General features: G+C 68.2%; 15 protein-coding genes and 3 pseudogenes. 9 read left to right on the top strand and 9 right to left on the bottom strand.

Annotated features, from left to right (window positions below; all coding sequences use genetic code 11):
• Positions 1-82: 82 nt before the first annotated feature.
• Positions 83-1,053, bottom strand: a pseudogene (locus ACIBAI_RS22710) (IS5 family transposase); the annotation flags it as partial.
• A gap of 169 nt (positions 1,054-1,222) precedes the next feature.
• Positions 1,223-1,612 carry a hypothetical protein gene (locus tag ACIBAI_RS22715; protein ID WP_399036858.1) on the bottom strand — a complete coding sequence of 130 codons (390 nt, stop codon included), beginning with the start codon at positions 1,610-1,612 and terminating at the stop codon, positions 1,223-1,225.
• Between the two features lie 728 nt (positions 1,613-2,340).
• Here ACIBAI_RS22715 and ACIBAI_RS22720 point away from each other — a divergent pair.
• Positions 2,341-2,997 carry a hypothetical protein gene (locus ACIBAI_RS22720; protein ID WP_399036860.1) on the top strand — a complete coding sequence of 219 codons (657 nt, stop codon included), beginning with the start codon at positions 2,341-2,343 and terminating at the stop codon, positions 2,995-2,997.
• Between the two features lie 83 nt (positions 2,998-3,080).
• Entirely contained in the window at positions 3,081-3,542 is a 462-nt protein-coding gene (locus tag ACIBAI_RS22725; RefSeq protein ID WP_399036862.1) for a hypothetical protein, read from the top strand.
• Between the two features lie 1,520 nt (positions 3,543-5,062).
• Here the strand turns inward: ACIBAI_RS22725 and ACIBAI_RS22730 are convergent.
• Together ACIBAI_RS22730 and ACIBAI_RS22735 are read right to left on the bottom strand one after the other, a co-directional pair.
• Positions 5,063-5,221: a hypothetical protein gene (locus ACIBAI_RS22730; protein WP_399036864.1), complete on the bottom strand. Its 159-nt coding sequence runs from the start codon at positions 5,219-5,221 to the stop codon at positions 5,063-5,065.
• Between the two features lie 643 nt (positions 5,222-5,864).
• Positions 5,865-6,161 (bottom strand): hypothetical protein, encoded by a 297-nt coding sequence (locus ACIBAI_RS22735; protein ID WP_399036866.1) that lies wholly within the window; start codon positions 6,159-6,161, stop codon positions 5,865-5,867.
• Here ACIBAI_RS22735 and ACIBAI_RS22740 point away from each other — a divergent pair.
• Positions 6,109-7,020, top strand: a pseudogene (locus tag ACIBAI_RS22740) (site-specific integrase); the annotation flags it as partial. The gene ACIBAI_RS22735 and the pseudogene ACIBAI_RS22740 overlap by 53 nt on opposite strands.
• A gap of 293 nt (positions 7,021-7,313) precedes the next feature.
• Here ACIBAI_RS22740 and ACIBAI_RS22745 read toward each other — a convergent pair.
• Positions 7,314-7,937 carry a hypothetical protein gene (locus ACIBAI_RS22745; protein WP_399036868.1) on the bottom strand — a complete coding sequence of 208 codons (624 nt, stop codon included), beginning with the start codon at positions 7,935-7,937 and terminating at the stop codon, positions 7,314-7,316.
• A 45-nt stretch (positions 7,938-7,982) separates the two neighbouring features.
• Between ACIBAI_RS22745 and ACIBAI_RS22750 the strand changes: the two genes are divergently transcribed.
• Positions 7,983-8,243: a hypothetical protein gene (locus ACIBAI_RS22750; RefSeq protein WP_399036870.1), complete on the top strand. Its 261-nt coding sequence runs from the start codon at positions 7,983-7,985 to the stop codon at positions 8,241-8,243.
• A 92-nt stretch (positions 8,244-8,335) separates the two neighbouring features.
• Here the strand turns inward: ACIBAI_RS22750 and ACIBAI_RS22755 are convergent, their stop codons facing one another.
• The 3 genes from ACIBAI_RS22755 to ACIBAI_RS22765 all read right to left on the bottom strand — a co-directional run bounded on the left by ACIBAI_RS22755 (position 8,336) and on the right by ACIBAI_RS22765 (position 10,577).
• Positions 8,336-9,052: a VOC family protein gene (locus ACIBAI_RS22755; RefSeq protein ID WP_399036872.1), complete on the bottom strand. Its 717-nt coding sequence runs from the start codon at positions 9,050-9,052 to the stop codon at positions 8,336-8,338.
• A 155-nt stretch (positions 9,053-9,207) separates the two neighbouring features.
• On the bottom strand, positions 9,208-10,329 hold the full coding sequence (locus tag ACIBAI_RS22760) for an IS630 family transposase (RefSeq protein ID WP_399036874.1): 1,122 nt from the start codon (positions 10,327-10,329) through the stop codon (positions 9,208-9,210).
• 89 nt (positions 10,330-10,418) lie between these two features.
• The gene (locus ACIBAI_RS22765; RefSeq protein WP_399036931.1) at positions 10,419-10,577 is read right to left on the bottom strand and encodes a hypothetical protein; all 159 of its coding nucleotides are present in this window, start codon (positions 10,575-10,577) and stop codon (positions 10,419-10,421) included.
• 26 nt (positions 10,578-10,603) lie between these two features.
• Here ACIBAI_RS22765 and ACIBAI_RS22770 point away from each other — a divergent pair, with 26 nt between their 5' ends.
• From ACIBAI_RS22770 to ACIBAI_RS22780, 3 genes are all read left to right on the top strand, one after another.
• Complete coding sequence (locus ACIBAI_RS22770) at positions 10,604-11,740, top strand: tyrosine-type recombinase/integrase (protein WP_399036876.1); 1,137 nt, start codon at positions 10,604-10,606, stop codon at positions 11,738-11,740.
• A complete protein-coding gene (locus ACIBAI_RS22775; protein WP_399036878.1) occupies positions 11,737-13,851 on the top strand; it encodes a tyrosine-type recombinase/integrase in 2,115 nt (704 codons plus the stop codon). Before ACIBAI_RS22770 ends, ACIBAI_RS22775 begins: the two co-directional genes overlap by 4 nt.
• Positions 13,852-13,954: 103 nt before the next feature.
• Positions 13,955-14,545 (top strand): ATP-binding protein, encoded by a 591-nt coding sequence (locus ACIBAI_RS22780; RefSeq protein ID WP_399036880.1) that lies wholly within the window; start codon positions 13,955-13,957, stop codon positions 14,543-14,545.
• A 226-nt stretch (positions 14,546-14,771) separates the two neighbouring features.
• Here ACIBAI_RS22780 and ACIBAI_RS22785 read toward each other — a convergent pair.
• A pseudogene (locus tag ACIBAI_RS22785) lies at positions 14,772-15,686 on the bottom strand (Tn3 family transposase); the annotation flags it as partial.
• A gap of 804 nt (positions 15,687-16,490) precedes the next feature.
• On the opposite strand from ACIBAI_RS22785, the gene ACIBAI_RS22790 reads away from it, so the two are divergent.
• Both ACIBAI_RS22790 and ACIBAI_RS22795 read left to right on the top strand, forming a co-directional pair.
• Complete coding sequence (locus ACIBAI_RS22790) at positions 16,491-17,654, top strand: ParA family protein (RefSeq protein ID WP_399036882.1); 1,164 nt, start codon at positions 16,491-16,493, stop codon at positions 17,652-17,654.
• Positions 17,651-18,763 (top strand): ParB/RepB/Spo0J family partition protein, encoded by a 1,113-nt coding sequence (locus tag ACIBAI_RS22795; RefSeq protein ID WP_399036884.1) that lies wholly within the window; start codon positions 17,651-17,653, stop codon positions 18,761-18,763. The genes ACIBAI_RS22790 and ACIBAI_RS22795 overlap by 4 nt, the downstream gene beginning before the upstream one ends.
• Positions 18,764-18,816 lie beyond the last annotated feature (53 nt).

Here is an 18,816-nt window from a genome sequence, read left to right on the forward strand (position 1 = left end):
GGCTTGCTGGTGGCCGGCGCTGTACGGGGCGAACCAACCACTCATCGGCCAGCCCAGGGAGTTCAGTCTCGTGTGGCGGGCGGAGGCTGCGGAGCCAGATGATCGCGCCGCGGAGGTGGAGTGCTGCGAGGTAGCTCTCGGGGGCCTTGTCGTAGCGGGAGGCGATGCCGCGCCACGCCTTCAGCTTGTTGATCAGGCGCTCGATGATGTTGCGGTCACGGTAGAGCTCGGCGTCGTGGCTGACAGGCCGCCCACCGCGGCGCCCCCTCTTCTTCCGGTTGGCGGCCTGGTCGGCCTTCTCCGGGATGACCGCCTTGATCTGGCGTGTGCGCAGGTGGGTGCGGTTGCGGCGCGAGGAGTATGCCTTGTCGCCGGCGACCGCGTCGGGCCGGGTGCGCGGCCGGCCTACCGGACCGCGGACCTTGATGCCCTGCAGGACAGGGATGAACTGCGGGCTGTCGGCGGCCTGCCCGGAGGTGAGCACGAAGGACAGCGGACGGCAGCGTCGTTCGGCAGCCAGGTGCACCTTGCTGGTCAGCCCGTCCCGCGAGCGCCCCAGGGCAGCGGCCCTCAGCCGCGCGCGGCGCCGACGGCGAACCCGGCGCCGCTCGGCACGGGCAGGATCGGCCGCGTCAGCATCTTCCGTACCTTCTTGATCCTTTTGCCCCTTCCTGCGGCCCCCTTTGACTGCTCGATGGCCTCCTTTAGGGCGATCAGGACGTCTTCACTCACCCGTGCGCCCGCCGCGTCGTGATGTGCACGGGCGGTCGTGGAATCCACGCTGACCAGCGACAGGTCCACCTGCCCGCGCCGCGCGGCCTCGGCGATCAGCACCTCCATCAGGGCCTGGAACACCCCGGCATCGCGCCACTGACGGAACCGGTCGTAGACCGTCGACCAGGACCCGAACTCCTCCGGCACCTCCCGCCACTGGCTTCCGGTACGGAACCGCCAGACCACACCCTCGAACTGATCCCGCAGCCCGTGCGGATACGGCCCGTACCCACCTATCGGCAGCAACGGCTCCACCAACACCCAATCATCATCGCCCAGTTCGCGTCTTGCCGCACAAACGTTCTATCCCACGTTGATCGCGACTCCGCGCAGGCCCTAGGGGGCTGTGTAGCCCAGCGTCCTCGGCAGCCAGCCCAGCGAGGCAAGGGCTCCATCGAGGTCGGGTACCCAGTTCCGGCATGGTGCAGTGCCCCATGCCTCGGCCGGTTCACGTGGCCATCGCCTCGGGCCGCTCGACGAGCTGGTCACGCTCGAAACGGGCGCTGGGGCGGACGAGCGGGACAAGGTAGGCGCTGTTGAAAGCCCACCAGTCTGTCTGGGCTGACTCGATGTGCTTGAACACCATCGCGAGTGCAGCGGCGTGAGATCCGGCCCCCAGGGTGATCTTGATGCGGAGCCCCACGGTAGCGAAGGTCGACTGGGTGGGATTGGTGCTTCGCGGTTGGATCCAAGGCTCGGCCACGGAGTCGAAGAACTCCAGCAACAGGTCCTGGTCGTCGGTGATGTTCTTGACGGCCCTGGGAGACCCCGCGTCGTAGAGCTTGGCAAAGATCTCGATCGCTTGCTCGGACTTTGGTCCGGGCAGCTTCACAGGCATCCGTCCTACTTTGTTCTCGTGCGGAGACACATGCCTGCATAGCGTTCTGCATCGCTTTTCGGTGCTTCCCTGACTCCGCAGCCTGGTTCTACCGACTCCAGACGACGCTCCAGCCATCCTTTTGCCTGCCTTCACTACGGACGGAAGATAGGAAGGTCCGCCAACCTCACCGACGGGCGGTCGGGAACCGGGGCTAGCTCGCACAACAGTTGCAGAAGGCTGCCCGTCCACAGAAACCACAACCCCGGTGCTCCTCGACGCGAACGGTGTGCGCCACGACGATACGGGTGCGCGTCGAGGAGCACCGGGGGCAGCGGGGTCCAGGGGCCGGCGAAGGCCCCTGGTACCACCGGCCTCGACCAGCCTTGCCGAGGACTTGAGACAGGGAGCTTTCGACATCAACCCGTGGTCGGATCCGACGACGGACCCGCGCTTATAGAGAATAGGGCGGATCACGTTTTTGCAGGTCAGATGCCTTGGTGAGGCTGAAGAAGATGACTCTCAAGTCATTTTGAGGTCGCGGAAGTTGCGTGTGAGGTCAAGGTAGCCCATGTTCATTGCGATCTATGTGCGCAATCCCGCGACTGGTGCCGGAGCCCTTGCCAACATGACTCCGAGGTCATGTTCGACACGCGCAACGCGCAGATAGGTCGCGTTGTTGCTATCTATGTGCGCAATCACTAGTGTGCTCCGCGTCTAGGTTTCGATCTTGAGGAGCACGTAGCGCCATGCCCGCACAGCCTTACAGGGACCCTCGCCGGGTCCCTGGTTCGTCACCGCCTCGCGCGCCGAGCCCCAGCAGCCCGTACACCGGAGCCCTCGGTCCGAAGAAGAACCTCGTCGAGCTGCCGGTCGGTCACACGGCAGAGGTCAAGCCTCCGGTCACCGCCGGTGACTTCATCGGCAAGTACTTCGCCCAGGACAGCTTGGAGTTCCTTCGCTGGGCTGCCAAGTACTTCAGGGACGACAACGTCACCCTGTGCGTACTGCTCTACATGATGGGAAGCCAGGAAGTCGGAGGGGCGGTCGAGCTCAAGCAGACCGAGATCGCTGCTGAACTGGACATGGATCCTGCGCAGGTGTCACGGGCCCAGACCAAGTTGAAGAGACTGGGGCTGGCCTACTCGCCGAAGAAAGGGTCGATCCAGCTCCAGCCCGCGGTGACTCTCCGCGGGGGCTACCGGATGGTCCAGAAGCCCGTTCGCGGGTCGGCGGTCAAAAGCGTCAAGGTTCAGGTGGAGCAACTGAGCCTTCTCAACGAGCTCGTGCACGATCCAGGTGTTCCGGAGGAGTTCAGGGACATGGCTCTTCCGGGTGCGAAACTGCCCGAACCGTCGTCAAGGACGCGCAAGCGTAAGCGCACGATCAAAAAGCCGGAGGCGTGAGGATGAGGACAGCAGCGTCTGCGACCCCGGAGCCACCGGAGCTGACGTACGGCACTTTCAACGGCTTCGCGTACATGCCCGCGATGCCCGGCATCGCCTACCGAGTGCTCTTCCGGTTGCTGGGAACCCAGGAGCCGGGAGGACGTTGCCTGGTCACCGAGGAAGAGTTGGCCGAAGCCTTGGACGTACACCGCTCCATGGTGGGGCGGGGCCTGCAGGCCCTGATCCTCGCCAAGCTCGTGTTCCGTCAGGCCAAGGGCATCTACTTTCTCAACCCGATGATCAGCGGTGCACGCAGCGTTACCGAGCACCTGGAGGCCATCGGGACGCTTGATCCTGCGGATCGTCTCGACGTCGACGACTACCAGGAGCGTTACGACGCCGCCGTTGCCCAGGCCGAGCGAGAGAAGAAGGAAAAGCGTCTGGGCCGCAGGAGTTCGCCCGGCCGATCGAAGTCGACCACGGGTGCCGATGCGGAGACCGCGGAAGTACTGAGTCTTTCGACGGCCCGCGGCCGGTCGCGGCGGAGGCCATCCCGTCCGTGACATGACCGCCGAAACCATTGTGGCCCCCGCCTCGGCGGGGGCCACAATGTGTCTAGGTTTCGGGAGACAGCGTACCGCCTAAGTCGTGCCGGCACCACCGGAGGGTTCGACGCCGGCCTCATGCCGGTGCCTCCGAGCCGGACGGCCGGTCCCGTAATGCCTGCTACAGGAGGAGTCGGGCCATGCCGGACGACCTCACCGACCGGTCCTTGACGTATGCGGAGGCGACTCCGCCTTGCTCACGGCTCGCTGGAGGACGGAGCAGCGTCAGTACTTATCACGGCGTGATAATCCGGACCGCGGTATCACCCCTGTGATCCTTGTGGTCCTGTGCAGGAGAACGGCAACAGACGTTCAGCACCCTGGAAGTCCCCCACTGCCCGGCACGGCCCGGTTGGGGCAGCGCAGTCACTGGAGAAGTCGGGCAGGGGCGCAGCACGGCGGGCCTGTCGCGGAGGCCACCGTCCGAACGCCCAGGCGCCCCATGAGGAGCTCCACTGGGAGCACACCCACATCGGTGGCCAACAAACGCACCGGCCCCACCGCAAACCGCAGTACTCCGCAGGTTGGCTTCGTCCACGCGATCGGGACAGCACTTCGACACCGATCGGGAGGCGGAAAGCCCCCGAAATCGGGGCGAGATCTTCACGAGATTCGGCAATACCACCAGTGGGACGGCCGGGGCGGACACCGGGTTCCTGACGTATGTTCGAACCTATGACGCGCGCCTTGAAGTCCCGGTCGGCGGCTCGGTGAGCGGCTGGTGGACCTACTTGGAGGAACGGACCTGCCGAGAGGTCGATGCATACGTGCTGCACGACCGCCGGCCGTCGGCGGTGAGGTCCGTTTGGGAGGCGTTGCGCCTCCTGGGATGGGCCTGTACGAAGCTGAGCGGGTGGTCCACGCGCAATACGAGGCTCTGGGCGACCGCGTGCAGCCCACGCCGCCTGATCCCCTGGACCTCTCCTCGCTCGCAGCTCGCGCCGAGACTCTCCCGGGCCGTGTGGCGGCGGTGGAGGCGCTCTGGGACGGCGACACAGTGCACGACTGGTTCGTGCTCCTGGTCGCTGTCCCGGACGCCCCACAGGGGGAAGCCCACCTGGCGACCGTCTACCGCCGGCCTGGCGGCCCTGCTCCTGGTGCTGCCGTTACCGAGGCTGGCCAGGCACTGGCTGGCCACCTTGGCGTGCCTTTCCACTTCGCGTCTCCCGATGTTCCCCGTGACGACGCCCCGCGTTGGAGGACGATCCAACGGTTGACGCAAGGGCCGTGACCGGGGATAGGGCGGAGCCCGAGGACCACAAGGAGACCGGACCACCGGGTGCCTCCCGTTTTCATGAACATGGCCCCAGGTCCGATTCGGCTGCCTCCCGAGACAGTGCACAACTGCTGCCGCGGCCAGTGAACGAAGCCAGAGGAAGCATCCCCGGCCCTGCCGGTGTCTGGAGTGCTTCCTCGGCCGTCCACCACGGGGTGAGTGAAGCGGCCGGGGCCATGGCCCTGCGGGTGTGGACCCTCGATCACACCCGCAGGGAGCCTGGTGCCTCCTGCCGGCGCGTGTCGGCCAGTTCCACCGTGGTCAGCAGCGATCGGGAGCAGCCGCCGAGGACCGCCGAGCGTTCCCCAGCGAGCATCCTCGGCCAGGTGGGGGCCGTCACCTGCTCGGTGCGCAGCAGCACCAGCAGCGCCGCCCTTTACTCTTCGCCGCAGGGAGGCGGCGGCCTCGGCCGAGTACGGGAGCAGCAGGGCGGTGCGCTCCCCAAGGGTGGGCAGCAGGCTCCCCGGCTCCCGCGGCGGCCGGTCCAGTGCACGCAGGTAGGTTTCCCGGACCTGTGTCCGGACTTCGAGGGCGAGCGGCGGCAGCTTGGTGTCGTGCGCCCGGTGTGTGCCGCTACCCCTCATGGCGCTCCCCTGTGTGATGTGCCGGATGCCGGCGTTGTCGTCGTCAGTGGGTGGGCTGGTGTCCGGTATGGACACCGGCGCCGATGCTTCCGGAGCCGCGGTGTGAGCAGCAGCACGGGCGGAGCCCGGCCCAGGGCGGCCAGGCTGAGCATCGCGTGGCCGAGGTGTGTGGGCGTGCATGCCGGCCGCTCATCGGACCCCCTGCGGGTGGGTGTCCGGGTGACCGGGACCGGGTTGTTCAGGTGATCGGAGAGGGTGGTCCACTCCTGCTCCCGCCCGGCGGCCACGGCCACGCCATCATGCGGGGCGGTGTGCCGCCCGGGGCGGTGGCCTTCAGGATGTTCCGCCGACCGTCGGCGGTGTCCAGCACGGTCCGGCCAGGCCACGGGTGGCCGAGGGGCAGCAGAGACTCCCGACCGCTCACACCGCCTCCCCATGTCGTGCGGCCGGAGGCGCCCAGGAGCGCCGCACCCACGCCCCGTGATCCCGGAGCCACTCGGTCTCTCGATAGCGCAGCTCGTGCGAGGGGGCCGGGGCGATGGCCGCCGGCCAGCGCGTGATGACCATGCCGACCGCACCGGACTCGACCAACTGCGGCACCCGCTGCCACCCTTCACGACGGCACGGATCCGGCTCGCCGTACGGGTCCGTGATCACCTCGACGATGTCGATGCCACGCTGCTGCGCGAATTCCTGGGCCTCATGCTGCGCCCGCAACTCGAACACCGTCCACAGCTACTCGACCGGCGTCGGCAAGACGGCCGAGCGGATCGGAGAAGCCCGCCCGCTCGGGTCGGTCGTGGACGACGAGATCGGCGAGGCCCTGGAACTGTTGTGGGGCACCGCGGCGGTCAACACCTGGAACGGCCCGCCGGGCGGCGGTGCTCTCCTGGCTGGGCTGATGCGAGTCGTACGGGTACGACGGTCCGGTGGTCCCGGCCTGGACGAAGCGGCTGGCGGTGCCGGACTCCAAGACCCGGCCCGCTCGAGGATGGCCGTGGACCGGCTCATCGCCCGGCGCGAGGTCCATCTGCGGGAGAAGACGCTGTGGCGGATGCTCTACGAGACCGCCGGGCGAGCCGAGGAGATCCTCGGAGTGAACATCGAGGACCTGGACCTCGCCGCCCGCCGGTGCCCGGTCAAGGCCAAGGGTGCTCGGAGCAAGACCCGCCGTCGCGAGCAGGCGCGCGAGGACTTCGTGCTGGAGACCGTCTACTGGGACGCCGACACCGTCCGGCTGCTGCGCGGCCGGACCCGCGGGCCGGTGTTCGTCACCCACCGCCGTCCCGGCCCGGGGAAGGTCGTCAGCCCGCGGGACGTGTGCCCGGACACCGATCTGGCCCGCCTCTCCCACGGCCAGGCCCGCGCCCTCCTCGATGAGCACACCGCCGTGCGCGGGCCGGGAACCGGATGGGACCTGCACGAGTACCGCCGCTCCGCCCTCACCCACCTCGACGAGCAAGGCGCCTCCCTGCTCATGCTCATGGCGAAGTTTCGGCGCAAGAAGCGGGGGAGCGTCCGCCGCTACTTCAAGCCCTCGCCCGAGGCGATCTCGGGGCTGACCAGCACCCTTGCGGTACCCACATCGCTGCGACTGGCGCGGTGCGGGCGGTGGGTCTCCGCACTCCCGGGCCAGGGTCTCGGCCCTGGCCCGTACGTCCTCGGCACGGCCCTCGGCGTCCTGGGCGAGGTAGCGGGAGGGCTCGTCGCCGACGGCGTCGACGAGCCGGTGCAGCAGCGCCGCCCGGTGCTCCAGGTAGTCCAGACGGCTGTCGGGCGTGGAGCCGGGGCCGTTGTAGTGCTCGGCGTCGCTCAGCAGCCCGACCAGCTCCGCGACCAGCAGGCAGTCCGTGCAAGGCTCGACGGTCGTCACGACGACTTTCCGGCGAGCGCGGCCAGGCGCTCCATCTCGTCGAGGCCGTCGTTGCAGCACTTCCCGCACACCAGCCGTCGCCGCTTGGGCTGCTCGGGCAGCCGGACGTCGAACGGTGCCCGGTCCTCGGCCTTGTCGCGCAGGTCGTAGTCGCACTCCGCGCAGACCAGCCGGGCGGCGCGGGCCTGCTTCTTCGACCAGGAGGGCCACTCAGCCGACAGCCGCAGCATGGCGATGGCCATGCCGTCGGCCCGGGGCTGGGACACCGTGAAGTCCCAGTGCGGGGCGTCCTCGGGGGTGTCGGCGATCACCTGCTCCAGCGACGGCATCCACGGCACCAGGCGGCCCAGATTCTCGCGCAGGATGCGGACCTCCTCGCCCTCGCGTATGGCTTTGCTGTAGGAGGTGGCGAGCGGGAACCGGAAGGCGGTCACGACGGTGTGCGGGACCTGGAGCAGGTCCAGGTCGCCGCTGATGTCGGCGGCGGTGGCCTTCCACTCGCCGTAGCTGGCCTCCCGCCACATCGCCAGCCCGTCGGCGTTGAGCCTCCCGGACGCGTTGATCGTGCCGACGATCCGCCGCTGCGCGGCCCGGACCTCCGGGGGGACCGCTACCGTCATCCCCCATTCCCTGTTCTCACCGGCACCCGGTTCACGGCGCCGTCCGTGCTGATCAACGAGCAAGCCCTCGTGAAGACCCGGTGGCGGCCGGGGCCGGCCCTGTTCATGCTGGGAAAGGAGGCGATTGGCATGGGGAAGAACAGTGGTAAAGGCACCGGTGGTCGGAGGACGTCCATGACACCGCGGGCGGCCTCGCGGGTGCAGTCCACCGGAGCGAAGAACCCGGGCAGCCGGACCGCGCGGACCGGTTTCCCCGCCCGCGCCCAGTCCGCCGCGGCGAAGCGCTCGCGCGCCGCCGGGAAGTGATCTCCGCCCTACGCCCCCGGCGGCTAGTGCTGTGACCGCATAGGTCTGCCGGGTTGGGCCAGAATGCGAGCGCCGTCTGATCGACGGCCGAGTCACTGCTCAAGGCGGCGAACCAGGAGTGTCAGCCCCTCCGGGCTGCTCAACCGCACAACACGACGACCGGTTTTCTCGGACCAGGTGGCCGAGTCTTGGCCGTGTTCCTGTGCGCGTACGACGACGCTGTCCAGATCCTCGACGTCGACCGCAAGTTCCCACTGCGGAACGGATGCACTAGGTCCACATGTAGCGATGAAATCGGCGCAGTTCAGAGAGGTTCCCGTCGTCTTGCCGTAGAAATGCCGGGCTTTCTCAGGCTGGTCGCACTTCAGGACCATACGGTGCGGGGCACCCGCCAAGTGGGACGGGAACTGCCATCCGGTGAAGTCGCGTGGCTGCCACAGAGAGAAGGCGGCACCTACCGGATCGACCAATGTCGCCATGCGTCCCTGATCGCCGGCGTCGAAGGGAGGTACGACAAGGCGAGCGCCGTTCACCGTCGCCACTTCGGCGCGGCGATCGACGTTGTCGACTGCCAAGTAGTAGGCGATGTGGGCGGGTGTTCCCGGTGGGTAGACTGGGTTCGCCAGATCGCTCACACTGCCGATCAGGTGGCCGTCGATGGCTATCTTGGTGGCCTTTCGCCAGTCCTTCTCGTCCACTGCGAAGTGCCAGCCCAGCGTCTTCGAGAAGAAGGTGGCGGTGCCGGCTAAGTCACGGGTTTTGAGATCCATCCAGCAGAACTCGTTCAGTGAACCCAGACGGGTCGTCATCCTGTGCTCCTTGTCGTCTCGATGCTGGATATCGGGTGCTCGGACGACTCCGCAAGAGATTTTCGGCTGCGCTGCGTAGCAGGGCCGGCGGCAAACCGGTTCCTGCAGCAACGATTCGAGCCTTCGCAGGCGTGTCCAGTCTTCGCCGGTCTGGATCAGGCTGCGGCCGTCAGGGGGCGTCCACCCCAGCGAATGCCTTTCTCGCTGCGGATGCGGGCGCGTTCCTTGCGCTGGGCGGCGAGTAGGTCGGGGTGGCGGGCGTTGGCGTTGCGCCAGCGCAGGTAGCGGTGCAGGACCCGGGTCTGTGCAGGGTGGCTGCGGTGGTCGGAGTTGGCCAGGGTGAACTGCCTCAGCGGTCCGAAGTGCGCTTCGATGGGATTGGCCCAGGAGGCGTAGGTCGGGGTGAAGCACAGCTCGATCTTGTTCTTCTTCGCCCAACGGCGGATGTCCGCTCCGGTGTGGGCGGAGAGGTTGTCCAGGATGATGTAGATCGGGGCGCCGTCGGGTTCGGCAGCGCGAATCGACTTCAGCGCGGCCAGGGTGTTGGCGGTGCCCTTGCGGCGACGGTTGACGCCCCACAGGCGGTCGTCGCCGACCGAGTAGCAGCCGTGGAAGTAGGTGACGCCGTGAGTGCGGCGGTAAGTCGCCGGCAGGCGGTCGGGCCTGCCCTGCTTCGCCCAGCACGAGCCCGCGGTAGGCCGGATCCCGAGGGGGCCGAACTCGTCGAAGGCGAAAACCCGGTCCGGGAAGCGTTCGAGCACCTCCTCAATGCGGTCCAGCTTGGCCTCGCGTTCGGGGTCGGGGGACTCTTTCCAGGTCTTGGTGCGCTGGAAGGTGATCCCGCGGCGCCGGAGCAGGCACCGTAAGGCTTCACGGCCGATCCGGATCCGACGTCCGTGCACGCGACACAGGTAGGCGGCGAGTTTGCGGATCGACCAGCGTGTGAAGGGTTGGCCGAGCTTGGTGGGGCGGGTGGTGGCCGTCTGGATGACGAAGTCCTCGTCGTCAGGGGTGAGCAGGCGGGGACGGCCTCCCGCCCATCGAGGGTCCAGGCAGGCCAGGCCGATCTCGTTGAACCGGTGGATCACCTCCCGCACCGTGTCCTCGTCGGCCTGGACCAGCTGGGCGATCACTGGGACGCGGTTCCCGCCGGCCGAGGCGAGCAGCATCATCGCCCGTCTGTAGCGCACCGAGCTGGCACTGCCCCGACGCACGATCTGCTGCAGCTTCTGCCCCTCCTGGTCGGTCAGTCTGCGCACCCGCACAGGCTCGGCCATCACACCTCCAGCGGTCGGAACGGACGTCACCGCCCATCCAACCGCGAACCCGGCGAACCTATGCGGTCACAGCACTAGGCGGGCGGTCGTCACTCGTCGGTGGCGTGCTTGTCGCGTAGGGGCCGCAGTCCGCCGGGCAGGTCGGGGAGCTGGAAGGAGTACTGGCCCAGCATCTCCTTATCTGGACACCTTCGAGTGGCGCCTGAACCGGCGCCGTGGCGGTGGAGGTGCGGGGTTCGTTGGGCCACCTGAGTGCAGGGTCGGGGAGGCCGGTGTGCGGGTGGTCAAGGAACGTGATGGCGGTGTCGTACGGCGCGTGAGGTTGGTCGACGGCGACGGTGAACAGGTCACGGCGGCCTGCCGGTTCCTGGATCATCTGGTCGACCGGGGCTTCTCGCCGCACACGATCTGCGCGTACGCGTACGACCTGCGGCGCCTGTTCGCCTTCCTCGCTGGTGAGGGCATGGACTGGCGCGAGTTCCGGGGCCCGGATGCCTTGCGGCTGCTGGCGTTCTTGCGGCGGGCGCCCTCGCGCCGTCCGGCCCAGCGGCTGGGCCTGACGGTGGTGGTCGGCGGGCCGGAGGCGCCGGGCAGTCTGCTCGCTCCGGCGACGGTGAACCGGATCTTGGCTGCGGTTGCCAGCTTCTACGACTGGGCGGTGGTCGCCGAGGAGTACGACGGTGACTTCCCGATGCAGAAGCGCCTTGACCCGGCACTTGCCCGGGTGCCGGACCGGCATCAGCCGTTCATGGGCCGCGCGAGCCGTCAGCAGCCGATGCGCCGCACGGTGACGGTCAGGCAGCCGCGGCGACTGCCGCGCCCCGTGGACGAGGCGGTGCTGGAGCAGTTCATCGGCAGCTTGAAGCGGCTGCGGGATCTGGCGGTGTTCCTGCTGATGCTGGATGGCGGGCTGCGGCCGGGCGAGGTGCTGTCGCTGCACGTGGACGACATCTCTTATGGCCGCCGCCGGGTGACGGTCCGCAAGCGCGATGACCACCCGCGCGGGGTCCGCGGCAAGTCCCGCACCGAACGGGTCGTGGACCTGCACGAGCCTCGCACCCTGGACGCGGTCAGCCGCTACGTGATGCACGAGCGCCCGCTCGATGCGACCAGCCCGTTCGTGTTCCTGGTCGGAGGGAAGGGCACCCGCCGCCTGGAGCCGCTGGGCTACGACGCGGTGGTGCGGCTGTTCGCGCGGCGGCTGGACAAGCTCGGCCTGCGCACACCGGAGACCACGCCGCACGCGCTGCGGCACACTCACGCCACCGCGATGTGGGAGGGCGGGATGCGGGAGCTGTCGCTGCAGAAGCGATTGGGACACGCTTCGCCGGAGTCGACGAAGGTTTATACCCGGGTCTCCGACGAGGCCGTGCTGGCCGACTACACCCGCGCACTGGAGAGCAACCGGTGACCGCGCTCGCCCTGGCGCCCGCCCCGGAGCCGGACCGCCGCCGGTGCCACGCGCCGAGGGAGGAGTACTTCGCGTGGGTCCGTGCGACGTTCGCCGATGCTCCGGCGTCGGTCAAGTCCCGCCGCTACTTCTACAACCGCTTCCTCAAGCACTGGCCGGACCTGGAGGACTGGTTCGCCGAGCCCCTGCTGGTCCGCCTGGACCTGCACGGACGCGATCCGCACGAGCCCGGCAAACGCATCGGGCCGTCCCATGAGGCAGGCCCCTATCTCGCTTACCTCTCGCTGGTGCACGGTCTCCGGCTGGACGCCGACTACGTGCTCAGCCGCAACTTCGACAGCCTGTTCGTCCCCAAGGTCGCCGCCGGCCTCGGGCTCGTCCTGGATCTGCTCGATTCGCTCTCGGCCCGCATGCTCCAGCTCGGCTATGCGCCTGTCAGCGGCCGGTCCGTCCTCACCTGGACCTTCACCCGCCTTCTGCTGATGCGCGGCGATCCCGATCTGCGCGCGATCCGGCTTGGCGACCTCACCGGGCTCGCCGAGGAGATCAAGCGCTACTGCGCCCGGCCTGAGGCCGGGTTCGTGCGGGCCAGCCATGTCTCCAACGCACGCCGCCGCATGCCCATGGACCAGCTCGCCGGGATCTACCAGAAGGCGTGTCTGACCAGGCTGCACGGCGTCCATGTGCTGCTGTTCAACATCGGACAGGTCCCCGAGCCGCCGTTCCACGGCCTGAAGACCGCCGAACTCTGGCGAACCGAACTCACCCCTCCCAAGACCCCGCCAGCGTTCGCCGCCCCGGTGTCGCGCTGGTTGTCGGGACGGTTGCAGACCAGCGACCGCGCGGAGTCGGTCCGCCACTCACGCGACGCCTTCCGCTACTTCCTGCGCTGGCTCGCCCAGGCCCACCCCGACATCGACGCGATGACCCAGCTGGAGCGCCGGCACGTCGAGGGCTTCATGGCCCACCTGCACGAACACATCAACGCCCGCACCGGACGGCCGCTGACGGCACGGTCCCGCTACACCTACCTCAGCCCGCTGCTTCAGTTCTTCCGCGAGACCAGCCAGTGGGGCTGGAGCGATGTCCCGGGCCGGCCCCTGCTCGGCCGCTCGGACATGCCCAAACTCCCCTCCGCACCGCCGCGGTTCATCCCCCGGGCCGAGCTGGACCGCCTCATGGAGGCGGTCGAGGAACTCGAAGACCCGCACCAACGTGCCGCCCTGCTTCTGCTGCGCTGGAGCGGTGCCCGGCGCGGGGAGATCGCACGGCTGACCCTGGACTGCCTGGACGCCTACCCCGACGGCTATCCGCGGCTGCGGATCCCGGTCGGCAAGACCTACACCGAGCTCATGGTCCCCCTGCACCCCCAGGCGGCGGACGCCCTGCGTGAGCTGATCGACTCGGCGAAGGCCGCGAACGCCACAGCCCGACATGACGCATGGGCCCAGCGGCCGGTCCGCTACGTGTTCATGCGGCGGGGCAAGCCCATGGGCCGTCACTTCCTCTACGAGGACGCCTTGGAGATCGCCTGCCGCAAGGCCGGGCTCGTCGACAGCGACGGCAACCCCACCGTGACCGCCCACCGGTTTCGCCACACGGTCGGCACCCAGCTCGCCGAAGGCGGCGCCCAGATCCAGACGATCATGGCAATCCTCGGCCACCGCAACGCGCAGATGTCCGCCACCTACTCCCACATCAGCGATCCCGTCCTGAAGGAGCAGTACGAGAAGGTCATCGCTGCCGGCGGACGGATCGCGGGCCCGGCCGCGGAGGAGCTACTGACCAGCCGGATCGGCGAGGACACCCTGAACTGGCTCAAGACCAACTTCTTCAAGACCGAACTCGAACTCGGCCACTGCCTGCGGGCACCCGCCGAAGGGCCCTGCGAGTGCGACCTCTACCTCCGCTGCTCGAAGTTCCTCACCACGAGCGAGTACGCCCCGCGCCTGCGGTCCCGGCTCGCCCGTGAACAGCAGCTCGCCCAGGACGCCGTCGAACGCGGCTGGCCTCGCGAGGTCGAACGGCACAAGGCCATCGCCGAACGGATCTGCGGCCTCCTCGCCGATCTCGGAGAGAGCGCCGAGCCCGGCCCTGACGATCACTGCTGAGCGGTTGTTTTCCGCAGCCTGAACGAGAGCCCCGACGGATACTTGCCAGATGGATGGATCAAGGGCTTCTTGGGTCAACACCACACACGATTGGGCCGGCACCGTGGACGCGGACCATCTCGGTCAGATCCGCCAGGAATCTGCCCAGTTCGCTCCCGGCGGGCCGGGACACCTAGTTCTTGAGATCGTTGCTTATGCCGCTGACGAGGCAGCGAGCCGGGGCGGCGGACGGTGTGTGGTCACGCTGCATACCGACGGCTCGGTGTCGGTGAAGGATGACGGACGGGGCACCGACACTCGGGTCGACGAGCATGGCCGGGTGGTGAAGAAGCCGGTCATGGCCACGAAGGATCTTCGGTTCTTCGACTTCCCAGAGGCGGAGCGGCTTCCGGACGGACATCCGCGTCGCGGCATGTCCGTCGTCGCAGCGCTCAGCGAGTGGCTGATTCATACCAACCGCCGTCTCAACGGATCCTGGAGCCAGCGCTATGAGCACGGCGTCCCGGTGACCGATCTGGTGCCCGTCGAAGCCGACGGGACCACGGGGACCTGCGTCCGCTTCCTGCCGGACGAAGCCCTTCGTTCGCGGTGGTCGTTGACCACGGGCGACCTGGCCCGTTGGTCCCAGCACTGGCCCGACCTGACTGCCCGCCTCGACGATCAGCGCGACAGCGGGGACCGGTCAGGCCCGTGACCACGGGGCGGCACGACCGCGCTGCACCGGAGAGAGCGGCCCGGTCGGATCCCGACCCGCGGTCCTGGTGCTCGGCCCCGGTGACCTGGAGGCGGCAGGAGTCGGAGACAGTCTCGATCAGGGTGCACTTGAAGTTGAGCCGGACCCGCGCACGGAATTCGTCCAGATAAACGTTGATGTGGTGGCGCACGAACGGGGAGAGCCGGGTGACGTCCTTGTCACGGACGTCGAACCCGTCCGCGCGCAGCGGGTTCACCGCGGCGTCCATGTAGCGGGTGTTGAACAGCACGAGGGCGTTGAGGACCAGGTTGAGGGCGCCGATCTGGTCCTCCATGCTGTCCTGGTAGCGCTGGTAGAGCTGCCCGGCCCGCCCGTGGAAGATCTTCCGGTGAGCGCGTGGCGGCCTTCCTGGAGGTTGGCCTGCACCTTGATCTGCCGCCGGTAGCCGGGGTCGTCGGCCAGGCGCAGGATGTGCAGGGTCTTCGCGATCCGCCCGCAGTGGGCGATCGCGTCGCCGAGCGGGGTGGGCCGGCCGTCGCGGGACAGCATCCGGATCACGTCGTACGCGCGCACGGCGCCGGTGTGGATGGAGCCGATGATCCGCAGGATGTTCTCCAGTGCCGCTCGGTGCGGGCGAGGTCGATCCGGCCTCGGGCGGCGTCCTGGAAGGCGCCGTAGTCGGCGGTGCGGTCGATGCGCCACATCTTCTGGTCGGACAGCTCGGCCAGCTGCGGGGCGTAGGCGAACCCGGCCAGGGCGAGCAGCCCGAACGCGATGTCGCTGTAGCTCGCGTGTCGGTGACGATCATCTCCGGGCGCTTCCCGCCGTCGCGGTCGTGGAGGACGTCCAGCACGTGCAGGGAGTCGCGCGGGACGCGGGCCACGACCCTCCCCCCGAGCCCGGCCGCCTGTTCGTTGATCATGTTCAACCAGGTCGCCCCGCTCCGGCGCCCGAAGTACTTCGGATTCGGGCGCGCGTACACCGATGGCACCGGCACGACGACCGCGCCCCGGCCCGTCCCGGCCGCGAGTGATGGCGCGAGCACCTGGACGAGCCGCCGGCGGACCCCTCCACGTTCTCCTTCTCGGAGCTGATGGTGCGTCCCCGTTGGCGCAGGACCGGCGTCTCCGAGCGGCTGCACGACGCGCTGATGGTCGACCGCTCCGAGTCCTTGGCCGTCCTCCTCGTGGACCCCGACACCCCAAGGCGGCCGCTCTGTACGAGCGGTGGGGATACAGGAGGATTAGGAACCGCCAGCCTTTCCCGGACTCCCCGAACTTCACCGTCATGCTGCGTGCCCTGCGCCCGGCCAAGCCCCGTCAGAACGGATACGCCCACTTCCGCCAGAACGGGTACCCCCCGCTCGTACCGGGGCGGGAGCGGCGTATGACGACGGCCTCACGCCGGGTGCCGGGACAGGCTCCGTGACCCACTGAATGCGCTGGTCATCTACGGCACGCTCCAGCTTGATGCCGTCCTTCAGCTCTACCGGGCCGGGTAATCAACGCGCATCCCTGCTTCCGCACCGGGGTGGCGTGCCGGCGCACTCGAAGGCCGCGCGCATATGAGCAAATGCCTTCCGTTTGGCAAACGAGTCATTGTGGCGGCTCGGCAGCGGTCGGCCGACGTGCTTTCCCGTCCACCACGGAGACGGAGCATCATCACAACGTGGAGCATCGGCGCCGGCGGTGAGGACCGTAACGCCGGTGCCCGTTGCAATGCGGGACCGTCGCCCTCGTCACCATGGGCACGCCGGAACCGGTTCTCATGGCCGCAGCCGCACAGGGTTGGAACTATCACGGCGTGATAATTCCAGCTCTGCGGCGTCGCCCCGACGACGACTATCACGGCGTGATAACCAGGGCAGGACGCCTATCGGGTGAGAAGATATCAGGTTTCGCAAAACGGGCGTCGCTGCATCCTCAGAAGTCAGTATGCTGACGTCATGCCATCTCCTTACCCTGACGGAGACCGGGAAAAGGTAGCGTCCAAGCTGCCCTCGGCGCTCCAGCAAGCACTCAAGATTCGCGCCGCTGAACTCAGCCTGGACATCCAGGACGCCGTCGAGGCGGCCATCAACGACTGGCGCGGCAGCACGAGCAACGGCACGGAAGTAGACACCGCCGGAGCCAAGTCGTTCTCCACCTGGCTCCCGCCCGGCCTGTACGAGCAGTTCAAAGAGACCTGCACCGACCGCGGCGTCTCTTACACCCAGGGCCTCGCCCAGTCGATCCGCGACTGGCTCGACGCGAACCCCTCCCCCCGGCACGGTGCCCGCGGCACCGACCCCGAACGGAAAATCGTCGGCAACCAGAAGGGCGGAGTCGGTAAGACCGCCGTCTCCGCCGGCATCGGCCAGGCTTACGCCGAGGCGGGCAAACGCGTCCTCGTCGTCGACTTCGACCCGCAGGGACACCTCAGCGAGCAGCTCGGCGTCCCCCAGATCGAACCCGACCACGACAGCCTGGTCTCCCACATGTGCGGCGAAGGCAAGGGAGATCTGCGCGACCTCGTCGTGGAGATAGAGGATCCGCGGTTCGGCAAGCGCCTGCACGTGCTGCCCGCCTGCTTCGACGGCTTCCTCCTCGACGCGAAGATCGCCGTCGTGGCGACGCAGAAGCGCGGCTTCCAGAAGGAAGCCGCGCTCGAGCTGGCCCTGCGCCCCCTGGAAGCCGACTACGACGTCATCATCGTGGACTGCCCACCCAGTCTCGGCATCGCCATGGACGCCGCCCTTTACTACGGGCGCCGACGGCGCGGCGAACCCGCCGGCGTCTCCGGGGTCATCATCCCCGTACTCGCCGAGGACTCCTCCGCCACCGCCTACGGCATGCTCGCCCAGCAGATCGAAGACCTCTGCGAAGACCTCTCCCTCGAGATCGACTACCTCGGCCTGGTCGTCAACCTGTACGACTCCCGCCGCGGCTACGTCGCCACCTCGTCCCTGAACAACTGGAAGTCACTCGGGGATCCCAAGGTCCTCGCCGTCATCGGCGACCTGAAGGAACAACGCGAAGCCGTCCGCAAGCGGATGCCGCTGCTGTCCTACGCCCCCCACAGCGATCAGGCGGAGGCCATGCGACAGGTAGCGAAGGGAGCCACCCGTTGAGCAAGGCCGACACCCTGGGATCAGCACCCGCATTCGGCGCCGTCCGCGGCGCCCGGTCCTCCCGACGCAGCCTCATCGACCAGACCATCGCCGGCGATGAGTCGACCACAGCGGCCATCACCGAGCTGCCGGTCACCCTCATCAGCGACAACCCCGACAACCCGCGCAACCACCTGCGCAACCTCGACGAGACGGTGCAGACCGTCCGCGAAGTCGGCATTATCATCCCCATCGCCGTCGCCACAGTCGACGCCTACCTGCGCAACCGGCCGGACCGCGCCGACGACCTCGACGAAGGCGCGCAGTACATCGTCGTCGACGGCCACCGTCGTCTCGAAGCCGCCCGCCGCGTTGGGATGGCCACCATCCCGGTCCGCGTCGACAACGGACGGGTCGCCACCGATGAAACCCTCCTCGAGGCCGCGTTCGTCGCGAACTACCACCGCGACGACATGACGGACCTGGAGGAGGCCCATGCCCTCAAAACCCTGGTCGACTACTACGGCTCCCAGACCAAGGCAGCCAAGCGGCTGGGCATCCCACAGAACACCATCTCCAGCAAGCTGTCCCTGCTGAAGCTCACTCCCGAACTCCAGAAGGACCTCGTGACCGGGGCTCGGAAGGTGGAGCACGTCCGAAACCTCGGCAGACTGTCCCCCGAGGAACAGAAGGCCAAGGCGGACGAACGGGCGGAGGCAGCTCGCAGGAAGGCACAGACCCGACCGCAGAAAGCCGTCGAGCGTTCATCAAGCACCGCCGATTATCACGGCGTGATAATCCCGGAGGAGCCTGACAGCCCAGCCGCTTCGTCGTCCCCTGCGCCCCGGCCCAGTGCGGCCACCCCGCCCGCCCGGCGCGAGCAGGCTTCCAAACCCATCCCGGAATCGCGCACCGACGAGGGAGAGCCCAGAGCAGCGAACGCAGAAGCGGCGCAGTCCGAGCAGCCGAAGCAGCTCCCCTACGACGACGCCTTCTACTGCGTGCACCATCTTCACCGGAAGATGAAGCTCGAGACATTCGTCCAAGGGGCCCGAGTATGGATGGACATCCTGCGGGAGCAGTACCCGGACGAGTACAAGGCTCTGCTGGCCGCGTTGGGAGCCCGATAGCAGAGCCGTCCTGCGGCCCCGCTCTCCTTCCTCCAGGGCAAGGAGCGGGGCCG

The organism is Streptomyces sp. NPDC051041 (genome assembly GCF_044456065.1).
Taxonomy (GTDB): Bacteria; Actinomycetota; Actinomycetes; order Streptomycetales; family Streptomycetaceae; genus Streptomyces; species Streptomyces glaucus.

Coding starts and splice junctions, on each gene's coding strand:
- ACIBAI_RS22715 (WP_399036858.1), bottom strand. CDS start 1,612: ATGCCTGTGAAGCTGCCCGGACCAAAGTCCGAGCAAGCGATCGAGATC.
- ACIBAI_RS22720 (WP_399036860.1), top strand. CDS start 2,341: ATGCCCGCACAGCCTTACAGGGACCCTCGCCGGGTCCCTGGTTCGTCA.
- ACIBAI_RS22725 (WP_399036862.1), top strand. CDS start 3,081: ATGCCCGGCATCGCCTACCGAGTGCTCTTCCGGTTGCTGGGAACCCAG.
- ACIBAI_RS22745 (WP_399036868.1), bottom strand. CDS start 7,937: ATGACGGTAGCGGTCCCCCCGGAGGTCCGGGCCGCGCAGCGGCGGATC.
- ACIBAI_RS22755 (WP_399036872.1), bottom strand. CDS start 9,052: ATGACGACCCGTCTGGGTTCACTGAACGAGTTCTGCTGGATGGATCTC.
- ACIBAI_RS22760 (WP_399036874.1), bottom strand. CDS start 10,329: ATGGCCGAGCCTGTGCGGGTGCGCAGACTGACCGACCAGGAGGGGCAG.
- ACIBAI_RS22790 (WP_399036882.1), top strand. CDS start 16,491: ATGCCATCTCCTTACCCTGACGGAGACCGGGAAAAGGTAGCGTCCAAG.